Annotated in this window: 18 protein-coding genes; 9 read left to right on the top strand and 9 right to left on the bottom strand. The window is 69.8% G+C overall.

What is annotated here, in order from left to right; all coding sequences use genetic code 11:
• Nucleotides 1-8: 8 nt before the first annotated feature.
• From AC07NG_RS03585 to queG, 4 genes are all read left to right on the top strand, one after another.
• The gene (locus AC07NG_RS03585) at nt 9-932 is read left to right on the top strand and encodes a cation diffusion facilitator family transporter (RefSeq protein WP_492854230.1); all 924 of its coding nucleotides are present in this window, start codon (nt 9-11) and stop codon (nt 930-932) included.
• Nucleotides 933-984: 52 nt separating this feature from the next.
• Nucleotides 985-2436 carry a D-glycero-beta-D-manno-heptose-7-phosphate kinase gene (gene rfaE1, locus AC07NG_RS03580; RefSeq protein ID WP_494592236.1) on the top strand — a complete coding sequence of 484 codons (1452 nt, stop codon included), beginning with the start codon at nt 985-987 and terminating at the stop codon, nt 2434-2436.
• A 246-nt stretch (nt 2437-2682) separates the two neighbouring features.
• The gene (gene fzlA, locus AC07NG_RS03575) at nt 2683-3369 is read left to right on the top strand and encodes an FtsZ-binding protein FzlA (protein WP_110120455.1); all 687 of its coding nucleotides are present in this window, start codon (nt 2683-2685) and stop codon (nt 3367-3369) included.
• Nucleotides 3350-4414: a tRNA epoxyqueuosine(34) reductase QueG gene (queG, locus tag AC07NG_RS03570; protein ID WP_494592234.1), complete on the top strand. Its 1065-nt coding sequence runs from the start codon at nt 3350-3352 to the stop codon at nt 4412-4414. The genes fzlA and queG overlap by 20 nt, the downstream gene beginning before the upstream one ends.
• Here the strand turns inward: queG and rfbC are convergent.
• Complete coding sequence (rfbC, locus tag AC07NG_RS03565; protein ID WP_494592232.1) at nt 4402-4968, bottom strand: dTDP-4-dehydrorhamnose 3,5-epimerase; 567 nt, start codon at nt 4966-4968, stop codon at nt 4402-4404. The genes queG and rfbC overlap by 13 nt on opposite strands.
• Nucleotides 4969-5002: 34 nt before the next feature.
• On the opposite strand from rfbC, the gene AC07NG_RS03560 reads away from it, so the two are divergent.
• Nucleotides 5003-6040, top strand: coding sequence for a glycosyltransferase family 2 protein (locus AC07NG_RS03560; protein WP_494592230.1), 1038 nt, complete (start codon nt 5003-5005; stop codon nt 6038-6040).
• Here the strand turns inward: AC07NG_RS03560 and argE are convergent.
• Nucleotides 6003-7181 (bottom strand): acetylornithine deacetylase, encoded by a 1179-nt coding sequence (argE, locus tag AC07NG_RS03555; RefSeq protein ID WP_492854224.1) that lies wholly within the window; start codon nt 7179-7181, stop codon nt 6003-6005. The genes AC07NG_RS03560 and argE overlap by 38 nt on opposite strands.
• 156 nt (nt 7182-7337) lie before the next feature.
• Between argE and purU the strand changes: the two genes are divergently transcribed.
• Together purU and AC07NG_RS03545 are read left to right on the top strand one after the other, a co-directional pair.
• Complete coding sequence (gene purU, locus AC07NG_RS03550; RefSeq protein WP_492854223.1) at nt 7338-8180, top strand: formyltetrahydrofolate deformylase; 843 nt, start codon at nt 7338-7340, stop codon at nt 8178-8180.
• Nucleotides 8181-8193: 13 nt separating this feature from the next.
• The gene (locus tag AC07NG_RS03545; protein ID WP_494592227.1) at nt 8194-9192 is read left to right on the top strand and encodes a glycosyltransferase family 9 protein; all 999 of its coding nucleotides are present in this window, start codon (nt 8194-8196) and stop codon (nt 9190-9192) included.
• On the opposite strand, the gene AC07NG_RS03540 is transcribed toward AC07NG_RS03545, so the two are convergent.
• Both AC07NG_RS03540 and AC07NG_RS03535 read right to left on the bottom strand, forming a co-directional pair.
• Nucleotides 9181-10272 (bottom strand): glycosyltransferase family 4 protein, encoded by a 1092-nt coding sequence (locus tag AC07NG_RS03540; RefSeq protein WP_494592225.1) that lies wholly within the window; start codon nt 10270-10272, stop codon nt 9181-9183. The two genes, AC07NG_RS03545 and AC07NG_RS03540, sit on opposite strands and share 12 nt — an antisense overlap.
• Nucleotides 10273-10345: 73 nt before the next feature.
• Complete coding sequence (locus AC07NG_RS03535; protein ID WP_110120564.1) at nt 10346-10867, bottom strand: FKBP-type peptidyl-prolyl cis-trans isomerase; 522 nt, start codon at nt 10865-10867, stop codon at nt 10346-10348.
• 169 nt (nt 10868-11036) lie between these two features.
• On the opposite strand from AC07NG_RS03535, the gene galU reads away from it, so the two are divergent.
• A complete protein-coding gene (gene galU, locus AC07NG_RS03530; protein WP_494592223.1) occupies nt 11037-11906 on the top strand; it encodes a UTP--glucose-1-phosphate uridylyltransferase GalU in 870 nt (289 codons plus the stop codon).
• An 80-nt stretch (nt 11907-11986) separates the two neighbouring features.
• Here the strand turns inward: galU and AC07NG_RS03525 are convergent, their stop codons facing one another.
• From AC07NG_RS03525 to AC07NG_RS03505, 5 genes are all read right to left on the bottom strand, one after another.
• Nucleotides 11987-13189: a threonine ammonia-lyase gene (locus AC07NG_RS03525; RefSeq protein WP_492854218.1), complete on the bottom strand. Its 1203-nt coding sequence runs from the start codon at nt 13187-13189 to the stop codon at nt 11987-11989.
• Nucleotides 13190-13267: 78 nt separating this feature from the next.
• Nucleotides 13268-14536 carry a glycosyltransferase gene (locus tag AC07NG_RS03520; protein ID WP_494592221.1) on the bottom strand — a complete coding sequence of 423 codons (1269 nt, stop codon included), beginning with the start codon at nt 14534-14536 and terminating at the stop codon, nt 13268-13270.
• Between the two features lie 18 nt (nt 14537-14554).
• Nucleotides 14555-15505 (bottom strand): GDP-L-fucose synthase family protein, encoded by a 951-nt coding sequence (locus tag AC07NG_RS03515; RefSeq protein WP_494592219.1) that lies wholly within the window; start codon nt 15503-15505, stop codon nt 14555-14557.
• 23 nt (nt 15506-15528) lie between these two features.
• Nucleotides 15529-16602 (bottom strand): GDP-mannose 4,6-dehydratase, encoded by a 1074-nt coding sequence (gmd, locus tag AC07NG_RS03510; protein ID WP_492854215.1) that lies wholly within the window; start codon nt 16600-16602, stop codon nt 15529-15531.
• A gap of 52 nt (nt 16603-16654) precedes the next feature.
• On the bottom strand, nt 16655-18280 hold the full coding sequence (locus tag AC07NG_RS03505; protein ID WP_494592217.1) for a glycosyltransferase family protein: 1626 nt from the start codon (nt 18278-18280) through the stop codon (nt 16655-16657).
• Here AC07NG_RS03505 and AC07NG_RS03500 point away from each other — a divergent pair.
• Nucleotides 18272-18727, top strand: coding sequence for a hypothetical protein (locus tag AC07NG_RS03500; RefSeq protein ID WP_494592215.1), 456 nt, complete (start codon nt 18272-18274; stop codon nt 18725-18727). The two genes, AC07NG_RS03505 and AC07NG_RS03500, sit on opposite strands and share 9 nt — an antisense overlap.
• The last annotated feature ends 99 nt before the right edge of the window (nt 18728-18826 follow it).

Raw genomic sequence — 18826 nt, 5'->3', positions numbered from 1 at the left:
CTTGGGCCATGACCGCGCCCGCCTCTCCCGCCGAGCTCGCCGCCCTTACTCGAAGAGTGACCGCCCTGTCGGTGGGGACGGCCGCCATACTGATCGTCATCAAGGGCGGCGCCTGGCTGGCCAGCGGCTCGCTGGCCATGCTGGCCTCGCTGGCCGACTCCGGCCTCGACCTGGTGGCCTCGCTGATCACCTTCTACGCCGTGCGCTACGCCGCCGTCCCGCCGGACGCCGAGCACCGCTTCGGCCACGGCAAGGCCGAGGCCTTTTCCAGCCTGATCCAGGGGGGTCTGGTCTTCGCCTCGGCCGCCCTGATCGGGCGCGAGGCGATCGGCGGCCTGCTGCACCCCAGGCCCGTCGAGCACAGCGTCTGGGGCGTCGGGGTGATGATCGTCTCGATCGGCCTGACCCTGGCCCTGATCCGCGCCCAGGCCGCGGTGATGGCCAAGACCCGCTCGGTGGCCGTGGCCGGCGACCACGCCCACTACGCCGCCGACCTGGCGTCCAACGCCGTGACGCTGGCGGGCCTGGCCGCCGTCGCCCTGCTGGGCTGGACCTGGGTGGACGCCGCCGCCGGCCTGGCGGTCGCCGCCTGGCTGCTGTGGGGCGCGGTCGGGGTGTTCCGCCAGGCCGCCGACCAGCTGATGGACCACGAACTGCCGGTCGAGGAACGCGAGGCGATCCTGGCCCTGCTGGTCGACGACCCCCGCGTCGGCGGCGTGCACCAGCTGCGCACCCGCGCCGCCGGCCCGAACATCCACGTCCAGGGCCACATGGACCTCGCCGCCGGCCAGACCTTGGCGGAGGCCCATGCGGTGATGACCGCCGCCGAAGACCGGGTGAGGGCCGCCTTCCCCAGCGCCGACGTGCTGCTGCATCCGGATCCGCGAGGTTTCGCCGAAAAGCACGCGCCGGACGGCCAGGACTTGCCCTGACCGCCTGATGCGCCCAATTAGCGGCCTTCTCCCTACCGACGAGCCCGCTTCCATGGACGACACCCTGGCCCGCCTGCCCGACGCCTTCGCCGGCAAGACCGTGCTGGTGCTGGGCGACGTCATGCTAGACCGGTTCGTCTACGGGTCGGTCGACCGCATCTCGCCCGAGGCCCCGGTGGCGGTGATCGCCATCGAGCGCGAGACGACCATGCTGGGCGGGGCCGGCAACGTGGCCCGCAATGTCGCCGCGCTGGGCGGCAAGGCCGTGCTGGCTGGTCTGGTCGGCGACGACGACGCCGGCAAGGCCGTCGCGGCGCTGGTCGAGCGCGAGCCGGGCCTGGAAAGCGCCCTGACCGTCGATCCCGGCCGCCGCACCACCGAAAAAACCCGCTATGTCGCCGCCTCGCACCAGATGCTGCGCGCCGACCGCGAGGACCGCCATCCGGCCGACCAGACCCTGGCGCTGGCGGCCTTCGAAGCCGTCCTGCCGAGAGCCGACGTCGTGGTGCTGTCGGACTACGCCAAGGGCGTGCTGACGCCGCAGGTCCTGCAGGCCGCCATCGCCGCCGCCCGCGCGGCCGGCAAGCCGGTGATCGTCGATCCCAAGAGCCGCGACCTTTCCCGCTACGACGGCGCCACGGTGATCAAGCCCAACCGCCGCGAGGCCGCCGAGGCCACGGGCGTGACCGGCGCCGACGACGAGGCGGCCGAGGCCGCCGGCGAGGCGATCCTGGCCGCAGCCCCCAACCTCACCGCCGCCCTGGTCACCCGCGGCGCGGCCGGCATGACCCTGTCGGCCCGCGGCGCCGCGCCCGTGCACCTGCCGGCCAGCGCCCTGGAAGTGTTCGACGTCTCGGGCGCCGGCGACACCGTGGCCGCGACCCTGGCCTTGTCGCTGGCCGCCGGGGCCGACCTGACCGCCGCCGCCCACCTGGCTAACGCCGCCGCCGGCCTGGTGGTCGCCAAGCTGGGCACCGACGTCGTCACCGCAGCCGAGCTGAAGGCCGTGCTGTCCGGCGCCCACGGCGATCCCGGCCAGGAAAAGATCGCCGCCCGCGCCCGGATGATGGAGATCGTCGCCGGCTGGCGCGCGCGCGGCCTGAAGGTGGGCTTCACCAACGGCTGTTTCGACTTGCTGCACCCCGGCCATGTCTCGCTGCTGGCCCAGGCGAAGGCCGCCTGCGACCGCCTGGTGCTGGGCCTCAACACCGACGCCTCGGTCCAGCGCCTGAAGGGCCCGACCCGGCCGGTGCAGAAGGAAGACGCCCGCGCCGCCGTCCTGGCCTCGCTGTCGGCCGTCGACCTCGTCACCCTGTTCGACGAGGACACCCCGCTGGAGCTGATCAAGGCCATCAAGCCCGACGTCCTGGTCAAGGGCGCCGACTACACGGTCGAGACCGTGGTGGGCTCGGACGTGGTGCTGGCCAATGGCGGCCGGGTGGTGCTGGCGGATCTGAAGGCGGGACAGAGCACGACGGCGCTGATCGCGCGGGCGAACAGCTGATTTCCTTCTCCCCTTGCGGGAGAAGGTGTCGGCGATAGCCGACGGATGAGGGGTCGAAAGGCCCGTCCGAAAGATCTGAGAGACCCCTCACCCGACCTGCTTCGCAGGCCACCCTCTCCCGCAGGGGGAGAGGTACGCGGGTTTCGCCCGAAAAACGCTCATTCCTCCGAATAGCCCTGCTCCGGCAATATCTTGTTAAGCAAAACGGCGCATCGATCAGACGATGCAGCCTGAACGCATGTGGGCATGAGCGTCGAACGCACCCTTCACCATTTCCCCCTCGACCCGGCCTCCCGCCAGGTTCGCCTCGTGCTGGGCGAAAAGCGGCTGCCGTTCGCCGAGGTGCAGGTGCGCTACTGGGAGTCGCCGCCGGACTTCACCAAGCTGAACCCGTCGGGCCTGACGCCGGTGCTGGTCGAGACCCGCCACCAGCGCACCGCCGTGGTCTGCGAGAGCCGCGCGATCCTGGAGCACATCGAGGAGCAGGAGCCCGAGCCGGCGCTGCTGGGCCGCGAGGCCGGCGAGCGCGCCGAGGCCCGTCGCCTGATGCAGTGGTTCGACCGCAAGTTCGACAACGAGGTCAATGGCTTCCTGCTGCACGAGAAGATGGAGAAGCGTCTCCTGCGCATGGGCGCGCCCGACCTGTCGTCTCTGCGCCGCGGCCGCGACGCCCTGCGCGACCATCTGGGCTACATGGAAAGCCTGCTGCAGGCCCGCGACTGGCTGGCCGGCCGCCGCATGAGTCTCGGCGATTTCGCCGGCGCCGCGCACCTGTCGGTCATCGACTATTTCGGCGACGTGCCCTGGAAGGACTTCCCGGCGGTGCGCACCTGGTACATGAAGCTGAAATCGAGGCCGTGCTTCAGGCCGATCCTGGCCGACCGTTGGCCCGGCCTCGCGCCGGCCGCGCACTATGACGACCTCGACTTCTGACCTGACCCCCGAGACGATCAAGGACGAGATCCGCCGCGAAGCCCTCGCTCTGGGCTTCGACGCCTGCGGCTTCGCGTCCGCCGCCGACGCCTGGCCCAACGGCGACTGGCTGCGCCAGTTCGTGGCCGAGGGCCTGCACGGGGCCATGGGCTGGATGGAGGAGACGCTCGAGCGCCGCAGCCACCCCACCGCCATGTGGACCGATGCGTTGAGCGCCGTCGTGCTGGGCGTCAACTACGGCCCCGACATCGATCCGCTGACCCAGCTGGAGCACCCGGACCGCGCCGCCATCAGCGTCTACGCCCAGGGCGACGACTATCACGAGGTGGTCAAGAAGCGGCTCAAGCAGCTGGCCGGCTGGATGCACCGGCGCTGGGGCAATGAAGTGAAGGTGTTCGTCGACACCGCGCCGCTGATGGAAAAGCCCCTGGCCCAGCGCGCCGGCCTTGGCTGGCAGGGCAAGCACACCAACCTGGTGTCGCGCCAGTTCGGTTCGTGGCTGTTCCTGGGCAGCGTGCTGACGACGCTGGACCTGCCGCCGGACGAGGCCGAGATCGACCGCTGCGGCTCGTGCAGCGCCTGCCTGGACATCTGCCCGACGGGCGCCTTCCCCGCGCCGCACCGGCTGGATGCGCGGCGCTGCATCTCCTACCTGACCATCGAGCTGGCGGGTCCGATCCCGGACGAGTTCAGGCCGATGCTGGGCAACCGCATCTACGGCTGCGACGACTGCCTGGCCGCCTGCCCGTGGAACAAGTTCGCCAGCCTGTCGGCCGAGGCCAAGTTCCACGCCCGCGAGACGCTGAAGACCCCGCCGCTGGCGGAACTGGCCGTTCTGGACGACCCGAGCTTCCGGGCTCTCTTCTCCAAGAGCCCGATCAAGCGCATCGGCCGCGACCGCTTCGTACGCAACGTGCTCTACGCCATCGGCAACAGCGGCGACGCGGGCCTGACAGCCGTGGTCGAGCCCCTGCGGGCCGATCCCGACGAGACCGTGCGCGACGCCGCCGACTGGGCGGCCGCGCGGCTCGCTCAGGCCACGTAGACGAACGGCGTGTCGAGCTCGGCGAGGCGTGGCGCAGCAGCGTCGCGGGCGTTGACGCTCACCGCGTCAGCCGGAACGCGCCAGTCGATGGCCAGGGCCGGATCGTTCCAGGCCAGCACGCCCTCGGCCTGAGGCGCGTAGTAGCCGGTGACCTTGTAGAACACCTCGCACTCGTCGGTCAGGGTGCAGTAGCCGTGGGCGAAGCCCTCGGGCACCAGCAGTTGCCGACCGTCGTCGGCCGACAGCTCGACCGCCACCGAACGCCCGAAGGTCGGCGAGCCGGCGCGGATGTCGATGGCGACGTCGAGGATCGCGCCGCGCACGCAGCGGATCAGCTTGGCCTGGGCGTGCGGCGGGCGCTGGAAGTGCAGGCCGCGCACGACGCCGCGCACGCGCGAGCGCACGTGGTTGTCCTGCACGAAGGCGCCGCCCGAAAAGCCGGCCTCGTCCAGCGCCGACTGGCGGAAAGTCTCCGAGAACCAGCCGCGCTCGTCGCCATGGCGCGCGGGCGTGATAAGCAGCACCCCAGGGATCGCCGTCGGCGTGATCTTCATTCGTCGAACCTCAAACCCGAGTTACGCTCCACGCATGGCCACAGTCGCCGAAAATCGCAAGGACGCCGACCCGCTGGTCAGCGTGGTGGTGGTGGCCTACCAGAGCGGACCGACCCTGGCCCGGTGCCTGGAGGCGCTGCGCGCCCAGACCTTCACCGACTTCGAGATCCTGCTGGTCGACAACGCCTCCACGGACGGCGCGCCGCAGGCGGCGGCCGCCGCGGATCCGGCGATCCACCTGATCGAGCCGCACGCCAATCTCGGCTTCGCCGCCGGCAACAACCTGGCCGCCCGCGCCGCCCGCGGCCGCTGGCTGGCCCTGCTCAATCCCGACGCCTATGCGCAGCCCGACTGGCTGGAGCGCTGGATCGCCGCGACCAAGGCCTGGCCGAGCGTGCGCTCGTTCGCCAGCCTGCAGATCGCCGCCGACGCGCCCAGCCTGCTGGACGGGGCCGGCGACGTGATGTCGGTCTCGGGCTTTCCGTTCCGGGGCGGCTACGGTTCGCCCCGTCCGGCCGATATCCCGACCGGCGAGGTGTTCTCGGCCTGCGGCGCGGCCCACCTGATCGACCGCGACCTCTTCCTGCGGCTGGGCGGCTTCGACGAGAGCTTCTTCTGCTACTGCGAGGACGTCGACCTGGGCTACCGCCTGCGGCTGATCGGAGAGCCCACGGTGCTGACGCCCGAAGCGGTCGTGGCCCATGTCGGCTCGGCCTCGACCTCGGTGCGTTCCGACTTCGCCCTGTTCCACGGCACCCGCAACCGGGTCTGGCTGTTCGTCAAGAACACGCCCTGGCCGCTGCTGTGGCTGACCGCGCCGCTGCACGCCCTGGCCACCCTGGTGCTGATGGCCCGTCACGCCACGCGCGGAGAGGCCAAAGCGCCGCTGCGGGGCCTGGCCGCCGCCCTGAAGGGCCTGGGCCCGGCCTGGCGCGCCCGCCGCGCGATCCAGGGCGGCCGCAAGGCCTCGTGGCTGGCCATCGCGTCCGCCATGACCTGGAACCCGCTCGACCTCTTCGGCATGCGGGTGGTGATCAAGCCCGCGAAAGCTCGTCGATCATCCGCCGCATGAACTGGGCGCCGCGCTCCATCTGGGCGATCTCGACATATTCGTCGGGCTGGTGGGCCTGGTCGATCGAGCCGGGACCGCAGATGACGGTGGAGAAGCCCGCGCCCTGGAACTGCCCCGCCTCGGCGGCGTAGGGCGCGACGCGGGCCGGGCCGTTGTCGCCGGCCATGCGGCGGGCGAAGGTCTCGGCGACCCCGTCCTTTTCCGGCGCGAACGACGGCGTCAGCGAGCGCACCTCGACCTTGACCCCGCCTTCGGGCGCCTTGGCCTTGACCTCGGCGTCGAGCCGCGCGGCCAGGGCGAAGAAGTCGGCGAGGATGGCGTCGGGATCCAGGCCCGGCGGCGTGCGCAGGTCGAAGACGAACACGCACTGGCGCGCCAGGATGTTAACCGCCGTGCCGCCGTTGACCTGGCCGATGGTCAGGGTCGCGCCCTTGGGCAGGAACGGCGAGGCCGGATCGGCTTCGCGCTCCAGCCGCTCCGACAGCGCCACCAGATGGCTCATCAGCTTGACGGCGACCATGTTGGCCGAGACGCCCAGGTGGGTGAGGCTGGAATGGGCCTCCCGGCCGGTCACCGTCACCCAATAGCTGGCGATGCCCTTGTGGGCCTGGACGGCGACCATGTCGGTGGGCTCGCCCACCACCACCAGGGCCGGCCGGGGCACGTCGCGGGCGATGACTTCGATCATGTCGGGCGCGCCCAGGCAGCCGATCTCCTCGTCATAGGAGAAGGCCAGATGCACGGGCCGCTCCAGTTCGGCGGCGGCGAGGTCGGGCGCGGCCGCCAGGGCAAGGGCCAGGAACCCCTTCATGTCGCATGTCCCGCGGCCGTAGAGGCGGCCGTCGCGCTCGGTCAGCACCCAGGGGTCGCTGGACCAGGGCTGGCCGTCGACCGGCACCACGTCGGTGTGGCCCGACAGCACGACCCCGCCCTCGACAGCCGGGCCGATGCTGGCCATCAGGTTGCTCTTGGTGCCATCGGCGTTGGGGACCCGCCGCGAGGCCACGCCGAGGTCGGACAGATAGGCCTCGACCCATTCGATCAGGGCCAGGTTGGAGCCGCGCGAGGTGGTGTCGAAGGCGACCAGCTTGGCCAGGATGTCGACGGCGCGGACGGAAAGCGCTTCAGCGGAGGAAACCATGGCCAGAGCCTAGGCCGCGCCGCCCCGCTCCGCCAATCCCAAGTCGGCGATCAGGCAGGATCATGCGGCCTTGCGGAAAAACCTCGCGCGCCACGCAAGAAACGTCCCTGTCAGCGGCTTTCCTTCGCCCAGGCTAGGCTTTAGAGGAAGCGGACCATGATCCTGTCCCTCTCCTGCCCCGACCAGCCCGGCATCGTCGCCAAGGTCTCGACCTTCCTGTTCGAGCGCGGCTGCAACATCCTCGACGCCCAGCAGTTCGACGACCAGGAGACGGGCGACTTCTTCATGCGCGTCGTCTTCGATCCGGACGGCAGCGACCGCGACGCCCTGCGCGCCGAGTTCGAGGTCCTGGCCAAGGGCTTCTCGATGCGCTGGACCCTGCGCGACCCGGCCGAGCGCTACCGCGTCATGATCCTGGCCAGCAAGTTCGACCACTGCCTGGCGGACCTCGTCTATCGCTGGCGGATCGGCGAGCTGCCGATGGACGTCACCGCCATCGTCGCCAACCACGCGGCCGAGACCTACACCCACGTCGACCTGTCGGGCCTGCCCTTCCATCACCTGCCGGTGACCAAGGAGACCAAGTTCGAGCAGGAAGCCGCGCTCTGGAAGCTGATCCAAGAGACGCGCACCGACATCGTCGTGCTCGCCCGCTACATGCAGGTGCTGTCGGACGGCCTGGCCGCGAAGCTGGCCGGCCGCTGCATCAACATCCACCACTCGTTCCTGCCGGGCTTCAAGGGCGCCAAGCCCTACCACCAGGCCCACGCGCGCGGCGTGAAGGTGATCGGGGCGTCCGCCCACTACGTGACCGGCGACCTCGACGAGGGTCCGATCATCGAGCAGGACGTCGAGCGCATCAGCCACCGCGACACGCCCGAGGACCTGGTCCGCAAGGGCCGCGACATCGAGCGCCGCGTCCTGGCCCGCGCCCTGCGCTGGCGCCTGGAGGACCGGGTGCTGCTGAACGGTCGCAAGACCGTGGTCTTCACCGACTGACGGCGGGCCGCGCATGAACCTCGACCCCGCCGTTCCGCCCGAGGCCGGCCGCGGCCAGGTCCTGGTCTACATGCCCGACCGCGGCGTCGGCGACCTGACCTGGCACCTGCCGACCCTGCGCGCCATCGCCGCCACCACGCCGGAAAAGACCGTGCTGCTGGCCGCGCGACCGTCGAGCCGGGCCCGCGACCTCTTGGGCGCGGAGACCTGCGTCACCGCCATCGACTATCTCGACTACCGCTCGGGGACCTGGAAGAACCTCCAGGAGATCGCCGACTTCCGCCGCCTGTGCCGGGCCCGCCGGCCGCGCGCGGTGTGGATCCTGGAAAAGATCGACCGTCCCGCCATCGGCGCGGCCCTGGCGGGCGTGCCCGAGCGGCGGGGCTTCGGCCTGGGGCACGGCCAGCAGCACTGGCTGACCCACGGTCCCTACCTGCCCAAGGCCATGCGTCCGGCCCACCGGATCGACAAGCTGGCCGCCTTCGAGACGGCCCACGGCCTGGAGGTCGCCAGCCGCGAGCCGGCACTGGTCCCCACTCCGGCCGCGCTCGATGTCGTCGAGGCCCGCTTCGGCGCCCTGCCGCGTCCGTGGATCGTCTATGGCGTCGGCGCCAGCGAAGCCCGGCGGATGTGGCCGCTGGCCCGGTTCGCCGCCTTGAGCACGGCGCTTTCCGACCTCGGCGGAACCCGCTTCTGGCTGGGCGGCTTCGAGGACAAGGCCCGCGTCGACGCCCAGCTGGCGAACGGCTCGCCGGCCGGCGTCGCCGAGGTCAATGTCTGCGACCTGAAGTTCGATGTCGGCTCGGCCCTGATGTCGCGGGCCGACCTGTTCGTTGGCAACGATTCCGGACCGATGAACCTGTCGGCCTCGGTCGGCGCGCCGACCCTGGGCCTGTTCGGTCCAGGACCCGTGCTGGACTATTCGCGCTTCCTGCACGCCCAGGCGACCGAGGATCTGGCGACGCTGGAGGCCGAGACGGTCGCCACCCGCGCCCGCGTCCTACTGGCCTGAGGCTGGTTGACCGGCGGCGATCCGCGTCAGGGTCGCCTCCATCTGGTCGCAGGCGCGCTCCCAGGTGAACTGGGCCAGCACCTCGCGCACCGCGCCGTTCAGCCGCGCGCGCAGCTCGGCGTCGGCGACCAGGCGCAGCAGGTTGTCGGCCAGGGCGCGGGGATCGCGCGGCGCGCTCATCAGCGCCGTCTCGCCATCGACGGCGAACTCGCGGTGGCCCAGCACGTCGGTGATCGCCAGGGCCGCGCCGCACAGGGCCGCCTCGCACGGCGGCAGGCCCCAGCCTTCGTTGTGGCTGGCCGACAGGAACACGGCCGAGCGGTTGTAGAGCGCCCGCAGGTCCGCGTCGGTGGGCGAGGCGTGATAGGTCACGTAGGACGGCAGACCCTCGGGCGCGCCGGGGCCGTACATCTCGACGGTCAGGCGCGGCTCGGCGGCGTGGGCCAGGGCGAGCGCCTCCAGGGCGTCGGAAAAGCCCTTGTAGCTGGCCCGCTGGTGGATCATCGCCACCCGCCAGGGATCGCGCCCGGCCAGCGGCGTGTCGAGACCGAAGGTTTCGAAGGCCAGGCCGTTGGGCACCAGCGCCGCCTCGACGCCGCGCTCGGCCGCCTTGGCCCGGATCGACCGGGCGATGACGATCTTGGGCATCGGCGCGGACCAGGCGCGTTCGACGCCCTCGGCGTCGCGCTCGAAGCCGAAGTCCCAGTGCTGGGCGAAGAAGACCTTGGCGCCATGGCTGGCGGGCAGGCGATCGACGGCCTCGACGGCGCTCCACACCGTCGCCACCACGACGTCGCCGGGCGGCGTCCACTTCGGCGAAAGATCGAGGGTCCACAGCACGCGAACCTTGGGCGAGATGCTGGCCCAGGTCGGCCGCCAGCGGCCGTCGCGCTTCCACCGGCGCCAGCGCAGCCACAGGCGAATCTTCTTGCCCAGGCGCGCGGCCGGCTTCTGCGCCGCCGGCAGGACGACGGTCACGTCGTGCCCGCGCTCGGCCAGCCGATTGGCGTGCTCATAGACGACACGCGTTCCGCCCACCGGGCGAAGGCTCGCCCCAGGCTCCACGAATACGATTTTCACGCGCCCCCCTGGCGGCTGGTCGTCCCCGCCGGCCCGATGGTCGAGCGGGCGGGACGACGCCTTACTACGGGCCTCAGCCCTTCGGCGCCTGCAGCTTGCTGCGCAGGACGTCGATCAGCTCGATCTTGAAGACCAAGGTGCTGCCCGGCGGGATGTCCGGTCCGGCCTGCATGTCGCCATAGGCCAGGTCGGCGGGCACGTAGAGCATCCACTCGTCGCCCGGGCGCATCAGCTGCATGGCCTCGACCCAGCCCGGGATCAGGCCGCGCAGCTGGAACGAGGCCGGCACGCCGCGCTCGTAGGAGCTGTCGAACACCATGCCGTCCAGGCGCTTGCCTTCGTAGTGGACCTTGACCTCGTCGATCGGGCGCGGATGCAGGCCGTCGGCCGGACCCGAGCGCACCACCTTGTACTGCAGGCCACTGGGCAGGGTGACCACGCCCGGCTGCTTGGCGTTCTCGGCCAGGAAGCCCACGCCGGCGGTCTTGTTGGCCGAGATCGCGGCCTGCTTGGCGGCGAGGTCTTCCTTCGAGGGCCCACACCCGGCCAGGGACAGGCCGGCCAGGACGGCGATGACGAGGAACCGTGCGCGCATGTGAAGTCTTTCCGAGGGCGAAACCGCGCCCTGAGCTAGCAGGCTTGGCGCGAACATCAATCATTCCATGCTTGGAACGCTTTCCAGACACCGTTGTCACGCAACGGTGGTGGCGCGTGCGGCTCCGAGCCCTTAAGACGCATCCATCAAGACGTAAAACGAGGCGTTCATGAAACCTGTCCGCAAGGCCGTTCTTCCCGTCGCGGGTCTTGGCACCCGGGTCCTGCCCGGCACCAAGTCGACGCCGAAGGAACTGCTCAACGTCGTGGACCGGCCGATCCTGTCCTACATCGTCGAGGAAGGCCGCGCCGCCGGCATCGAGCACTTCGTGTTCATCACCGGCCGCGGCAAGGGCGCCATCGAGGACTATTTCGATCACCAGATCGAACTCGAGATGCAGCTCGAGGCCAAGGGCAAGCTCGACATCCTCAAGCAGCTGCGCGACGAGCTGCCCCGGCCGGGCGAGATGAGCTTCGTGCGCCAGATGGCCCCGCTGGGCCTGGGCCACGCGGTGTGGTGCGCCCGCGACATCATCGGCGACGAGCCGTTCGCCGTGCTGCTGCCCGACGTCATCGTCGACTCGCCGAAGTCGGCGCTCAGCCAGCTGATCGAGGTCTATGACCAGGTCGGCGGCGGCAACATCATCGGCGTCGAGGAAGTGCCCGAGAGCGAGACCCACAAGTACGGCGTCGTCGCCCCCAGCAAGGTCGAGGGCCGCCTGGCCACGATGAGCGGCATGGTCGAGAAGCCGGCCAAGGGCACGGCCCCGTCGAACTGGGCCATCGCCGGCCGCTACATCCTGCAGCCGGAGATCTTCGACCTGCTGGCCAGCCAGGAAAAGGGCGCCGGCAACGAGATCCAGCTGACGGACTCGATGGCCAAGCTGATGCAGGACCAGGCCTTCCACGCCTATGTCTACGAAGGCGACACCCACGACTGCGGCGACAAGATCGGCCTGCTGAAGGCCAATGTCGCCCTGGCCCTGAAGCGTCCGGACCTCGGCGAAGCGGCCCGCGCGGCGATCTCGGCGCTGCTGTAGGCATCGCTCACGCCAGAAACTGAAAAGGCCCCGCTCCTGCTGGAGCGGGGCCTTTTTGTTATGCGGCGGGCGCTGTCGCCTCACACCGTGCGGGGCGGGTAGCCGTGTTCGCGCAGGGCGTTCATGACTTCCTGGGTGTGCTGGGCGTCGCGGGTCTCGATGGTGATGTCGAACTCCGCGCCCTTGGCCGGCACGTCGAGCGCCAGGCGGTTGTGGTTCACCTCGATGATGTTGGCGCCCATGGTCCCGATCACGCTGGCCACGGTCGACAGCAGGCCCGGACGGTCGTCGCCGACGATGCGCAGGGACACCAGGCGCTGGGCGCGCACCAGTTCGCGGGTCAGCACCGAGGCCAGCAGGCGGGTGTCGATGTTGCCGCCGCACAGGATCAGGCCGCACTTCTTGCCGCGGAAGCGTTCCGGATAGGCCAGCAGCGCCGCCAGCGAGGCCGCGCCGGCCCCTTCGGCGATGGTCTTCTCGACGTTGCAGTAGAGCGAGACCGCCTGCTCCAGATAGGGCTCCTCCAGCAGCAGCACGTCCTCGATCAGGGGACGGGCGACGCTGTAGGTCAGTTCGCCGACCTGCTTGACCGCGACGCCCTCCGCAATCGTCTGGCCGCCGCAGTGGGCCTGGACGCCGCGCATCTTGGCGGTGAACGAGGGATACATCGCCGGCTCGCAGCCGATGATGCGGATGTCGGGATTGATCGCCTTGGCCGCCGTGGCGACGCCGCTGATCAGGCCGCCGCCGCCGATCGGCACCGGCAGGATCTCCAGGTCGGGCACGTCTTCCAGCATCTCCAGGGCGATGGTGCCCTGGCCGGCCATGATGTCGTAGTCGTCGAACGGGTGGACGAAGGTCAGGCCCTGCTCGTCGCGCAGCTTGCGCGCATGGGCGTTGGCGTCGTCATAGGTTTCGCCTTCGATGACCACGTTGGCGCCGAAGTCGCGGGTGTGCTGCACCTTCACGAACGGGGTGGTCTTGGGCATGACGATGGTCACCGGCACGCCGAGGCGGGCGCCGTGATAGGCTAGGCCCTGTGCGTGGTTGCCGGCGCTGGCGGCGATGACGCCCTTCTGCTTCTCGGCGTCCGACAGCAGCAGCAGCTTGTTGAGCGCGCCGCGCTCCTTGTAGGCGGCGGTGAACTGCAGGTTCTCGAACTTCACCCAGACCTCGGCCCCGGTAATCTTGGACAGGGTCCGAGAATAGCGACAGGGCGTGCGCTCGATGTGGCCGGCCAGACGGTCGGCGGCGGCGCGGATGGCGTCAATCGAAAGAACCATAGACAAGTCACCTCGTAAGCGGCGGGACCCTAGCGATGCGGCCTGGGTGGAGCAACCGACCTCGTCCCCCGAGGCGGGTCAGCGCGCGAGTTTCTCCCGCCACGGGGCCTTGGCGACGGCCTCGGCGAAGCCGGCGTCGTGGCGGGCGATGTCGGCCTGGGCCCGCGCGCCGAGCGCGGCGCGACGGGCGGGATCGCCGGCCAGCAGGCGCAGCGCCTCGGCCGTCGCCGCCGGATCGACCTCGGCCCAGACCTGCCCCGATGCATAGATCCCCTGCGGATCGACGACGGGCGTCAGATCGTAGGGCAGCAGGACGCTGTTGTCCGCCGTCATGAAGTCGATATTGCCCGACCAGCCGGTGGCCACGACGCAGCGCCCCAGCGCCATCGCCTCGGCCATGACCAGGCCGTAGCCCTCGGCGCGGTGGGTGGAGAGCACGATGTCGGCGCTGGCGATCAGCGCCAGGACGCCATCGCCGTCGAGACGCTCCTCAAGCAGGATCAGGTCGGCGCGGCCGGCGAAGCGCTCGCGCAGGGCGGCCAGGTCACGGGGCGAGCTCTCGCCGCCCAGCACCTTGCACACCAGCACCCGGTCGGCCCGCGCCTCCGGAAACGCCGCCAGGAAGGCCGCCACCGCCGCGTCGGGGTTCTTGCGGGCCCGCGACGAGCGCATGTCGAACATCACCAGCACGACGAGCGCCTGCTCCGGGATTCCGAAGCGGGCGCGATCGGGCTTCACCGCCGCCATCGACGGCAGGATATGCGGAACCACCCTGACCGCCGGCGCGTCCGGGCCGCGGCCGACGGCGTCGATCACCGCCTGGGCGACGAAGCGGCTGGGCGCCCAGATCTCGTTGAGGCCGCGCGCGGCCCTGGCCCAGCGGCGCGGCAGGCGCGGCAGTTCCCAGGCCCACACCCCGATCCGGTAGCGTCCGGCCAGGGCCTCCGGTGGAAAGGCCGCCAGCAGGCGCAGGAGTTCGGGCGCGTTGCAGTGGGCGATCCAGACCCCGCCGGGCGGCCCGGGCGGGGGGGCGACGGCGTCGATGCGCGAGGCCAGGATCGGCTCGATGTCGTGGGTCAGGACGCGCAGGCCCAGCTCGGCCAGGCCCCGGACCGTGGCCCGGCCGGCGACGCCGACGCCCAGGGTGCGGTTCATGAACCCGCTGACCACCAGGGGCCCGGGAACGACGTCCGCCAGCGGGGTGGGCGCCAGACGCGCGGCGCGCGGGCCGAACAGGCCCGCGCCGGCGGCGGCGATGGCGGCGCGGCCGGCGATAGCGCGCCATCGCTCGGGCAGGGGCAGGTCCCGCCAGGCCTTACGCAACAAGGCCGCGAGCGAGGCGGTCACGAGCCGGCGGCGCCGGCGTCAGACCCGGACCGAGCCAAGATTGGCTCCGTACCAGTCGTAGGTGCGCTTCAGGCCCTCGGCCAGGCTGACCCGCGCCTCCCAGCCCAGCGCGGTGATGCGCGAGACGTCGTAGCCGCGGACCAGCTGGCCCTTGGGCTTGGTCACGTCCCAGACGATCTCGCCTTCGTACCCGGACACCTCGGCCAAGGTCTCGACCAGGGTGCGGATCGGCACGGACTTGCCCGTGGCCGTGTTGAAGGCGCCCGAGCCGCGCTCGGCGACGCGGATGAAGGCCTCGGCGGCGTCGCCCGCGAACAGGAAGTCGCGGGTCGGCGTGCCGTCGCCCCAGATGGTGATGCTGGGCAGGTTCTCGCGCTTGGCGCGATGGAAGCGCGACACCAGCGAGGGCACCACGTGGCCGTAGACCTCGTCGAACCGGTCGCCCGGGCCATAGAGGTTGGTGCAGATCAGATAGCCGAAATCCAGCCCGTACTGGCCCTTGTAGGCCTCGAGCTGGGCCAGCATCGCGCGCTTGGCGTGGCCGTAGGGTCCTTCCGAACCGTGCGGCGCGCCCAGCCACAGATCGTCCTCGCGCATCGGGATCGGCGCGAGATCGGAGTAGATCGCCGTCGTGCCGGCGGCCACGACCTTGCGCGCGCCGACCCGACGCGAGACCTCGACGACGTTGAGGTTGATCTTGGCGTTCTCGTAGAAGGCCTGGCCGCCAAAGCTGATGTTGCCCTGCACGCCGGTGACCCGGCCGGCCAGGTGGAACACCACGGTCGGGGCGAAGTCGCGCCAGACCGCCTCGACCGCCGCTTCGTCCAGCAGGTCGCAGTCGGCGCGGGTCGGGGCGCGCAGCGCGCCGACCCGGCCGTCCAGGGCGGACAGGAGCGCCGTTCCCAGCACTCCGCCCGCGCCCGTCACCAGTACGCGCTCAGCGCTCAAATCAATCTGCTGATCGCTCATGACTTACACGTATCCGCTGGTCGTTAGCCGACGATGCCTTGGTGGTTCCAGTGCAGCGAGCCGTCACGATAGCGGGCGCGATCGGCCTCGACCATCTCGGTGACCAGTTCCTGCAGGCTGGTGGTGGCCGTCCAGCCGAGCTTTTCCTTGGCCTTGGTCGCGTCGCCGATCAGCAGCTCGACCTCGGCCGGGCGGAACAGCTTGGTCGAGACCTGGGTCAGCAGCTTGCCGGTCTTGGCGCAGCGGCCGATCTCGTCGACGCCCTCGCCTTCCCAGACCACGTCGATGCCCGCCGCCTGGAAGGCCAGGGTGACGAAGTGACGGACCGAGTGGGTTTCGCCGGTGGCCAGGACGAAGTCGTCGGCCTCGTTGTGCTGCAGGATGCGCCACATGCCCTCGACGAAGTCGCGGGCGTGGCCCCAGTCACGGCGAGCGTCGAGGTTGCCCAGGGTCAGGACGGTGTCGACGCCTTCGGCGATCAGGGCCACCGAGCGGGTGATCTTGCGGGTGACGAAGGTCTCGCCGCGCACCGGGCTCTCGTGGTTGAACAGGATGCCGTTCGACCCGAAAATGTTGAAGCCCTCGCGGTAGTTCACCGTCAGCCAGTAGGCGTAGAGCTTGGCCACGGCGTAGGGGCTGCGCGGATAGAACGGGGTCTTTTCCGTCTGCGGCACCTGCTGGACCAGACCGTACAGCTCCGAGGTCGAGGCCTGGTAGAAGCGGGTCTTGTTCTCCAGCTTCATGGTGCGGATGGCTTCGAGGAAGCGCAGGGCGCCGACGCCGTCGGCGTTGGCGGTGTATTCCGGGGTCTCGAAGCTGACCGACACGTGGCTCTGGGCGGCCAGGTTATAGATCTCGTCGGGCTGCACATCGGCCACCAGACGCATGATCGACGAGGAGTCGGTCAGGTCGCCGTAGTGCAGGATGAAGCGGTCGTTGTACTCGGGATTGTTGCGCAGCTTCTCGATGCGGAACTCGTTGTACCACGAGCTGCGACGACGGAAGCCGTGAACCGTGTACCCCTTTTGCAGCAGAAGTTCGGCCAGGAACGTACCGTCTTGGCCGGTCACGCCGGAAATGATCGCTGAACGAGCCATGTATATGCCTGATTAGAGATTGGGTCGAATAGGTCGGCTTTCAGGGCCGGGCTTAACGCTTGGGTCGACGGATGCCCATGACCAAACGGATGATCTTGCCGCCGCCTCTGATGATCCAAGGCGGGAGCGGCAACGTCTTGAGCAGGCTGACGATGATGTCGCGACGCTCCTGCTCCGGAAGCGCGGCGATCGCCGCCGCGGTGATCGGCATGCCGGCCGGCGCCGCCTCGGCCAGGGCCTTGACGGTCGGCGTGGTGTAGCGGCCCAGCACGGCCACGGCCTTGCCGGCCTCGTAGGGCTGCTGGCCGATCGAACGCAGACGCTCGTAAAGCTTGAGATCCGCCGAGCACAGCGGGGCGTCAACGACGGCCGGCTTGGCGAACTTTTCTTGCAGGTAGGCCTGCATGCCCGACCAGGCCATGAACTGGAACGCGCCGCTGGCCTTGATCAGGGCCTTACGCCGGAACATGAAGTTGGCCAGGGTGAGCAGCGGAACCGGCCGCTTGCCCACGGGGCGGGCATAGTCGGCGTATTCGGAGCCCTCGAACAGGCGCTGGGCCGGGTCGTAGTGGCGAATGACCACGCCCGTGCGGACCGCGTCCGCGTCGCCTTCAGCCAGGGCTTGCGTGAGCCGCAGGCCATAGTCGGCGAACACCCGCTCGTGGCCCAGGAAGACGCTCACATAGTCGCCCTCGAGGCCTTCGAGGACCTCGGCGAGCACGAAGCCGATGGCGTTGGGGCTGTCGCCGATAGCCATCGGCGCCGACACCAGTTCGATCGCGCCTTCAGGTAGGAAATCGAAGGCGCGGGGGCCAGCCGGCGAGGCGCGCGTGACCAGGGTGACCTTGGTGCGCACGCCCTTCAGCGCGACCAGATCCGTCAGCAGGTCCTGCGGCAGCGGCGCGTTTTCGTCGAGCGCCAGCACGACGGCGTCGAGCGTCGGCGTCGTCTCGACGCTGAGCGCGGCGATCTTCTCGGCCTTGGCGTCGCGAGCCGTCTTGTAGGCGGCGAAGGCGCCAAGCAGCTGCCGATGCAGCGCGTAGAACTCGACGAACTTGTTCTGCAGCGCCGAGGCCTTGGCGAAGGCCGCCTCGGGATTGGCGTTGAAGTCGGCCAGCGCGGACGCCAGGAAGCCCGCGTCCAGCTGGCCGTCGGCGCCGAGCGGAACCTCGACCACCTCGTCCTTGAAGTAGCGCGACACGAACGGGTTCTGGTCGGCGAACACCAGGGCGCCGGCGGCGGCGCCTTCGAACAGGCGGTTGGACATGATGCCCGAGCGGATGTGCGCCTGAGACGAGAAGGCCAGCACCGCGCCGCTGCGGCTCAGTTCCTCGATCAGGGTCTTGCCGTCGAAGGGCACGGAATACTTGTAGCCCTTGAAGCCTTCCCAGACCCGCACGCCGCGGACTTCCTCGGGGCCGAAGATGTCGAGCACGCCGCGCTCGTCGAGCCGGGTGAGGAGCGCGTCGAACCGTCCCTTCGACTTGGAAAGCCGTTCCCAGTTGATGCCGCAGTAGGCGAACCGGCGATCGTCGCGCAGCCGCGCCGGCACGATCGGCCCCGACAGCGTGTGATTGACCTGCACGAAGGGCGTGCCCTCGTAGCTGTCGCCCAGCTCGCCCCGCATCATCCGCTCGACAGCCGGCGATCCGCACACGAAGTAGCCGTCGTGGCTCAACTGATTGTCGAGATAGGGACTCAGCCCCCACTCGACGTAGAAATCGACAGGATTCCACAGCGCGCCCCACGAGAAGCAATCGTAGGTCTTCGCTGTTTCATAATGAAGAGAGATGACGAAATCGACGTCATCTTGTGCAATCTTCCTGCGCGGACCATTCAGTATAAAGCCCAAGCGGTCAACTTCGACGACATCGACGCCGATAAGGCTACAGGCTGCGCGAAATCTCTCTATGCTTTCGTGTTCAGCGGCAGCTTGATCAGGCCACAACCTGATGATCGCGACCTTCTTCTTGAATTGACCAATGCGATCAAGCTCTTCGGCCATAGAAACGGGCCAATGGGCCGCGCCTCGAACATCCGAATACCCTTGAACAGCCATCCCGAGATCTCCACCGAACTTCCGTCCGCCGCCTCTCCGGTCGCGACGGAGGCTTTCGTCCGCTAACATAGCGGCGCATTCGCGCAAACACCTATCGACGCCAAAGTCGCAAAGATTGGTCGAGAACGTGAAAGTGGCGTGAAACCTCGGAAACGACGCTTGATT

The organism is Caulobacter sp. GW821-FHT10C03 (genome assembly GCF_059415485.1).
This window is presented reverse-complemented; position numbering and strand designations above follow the sequence as displayed.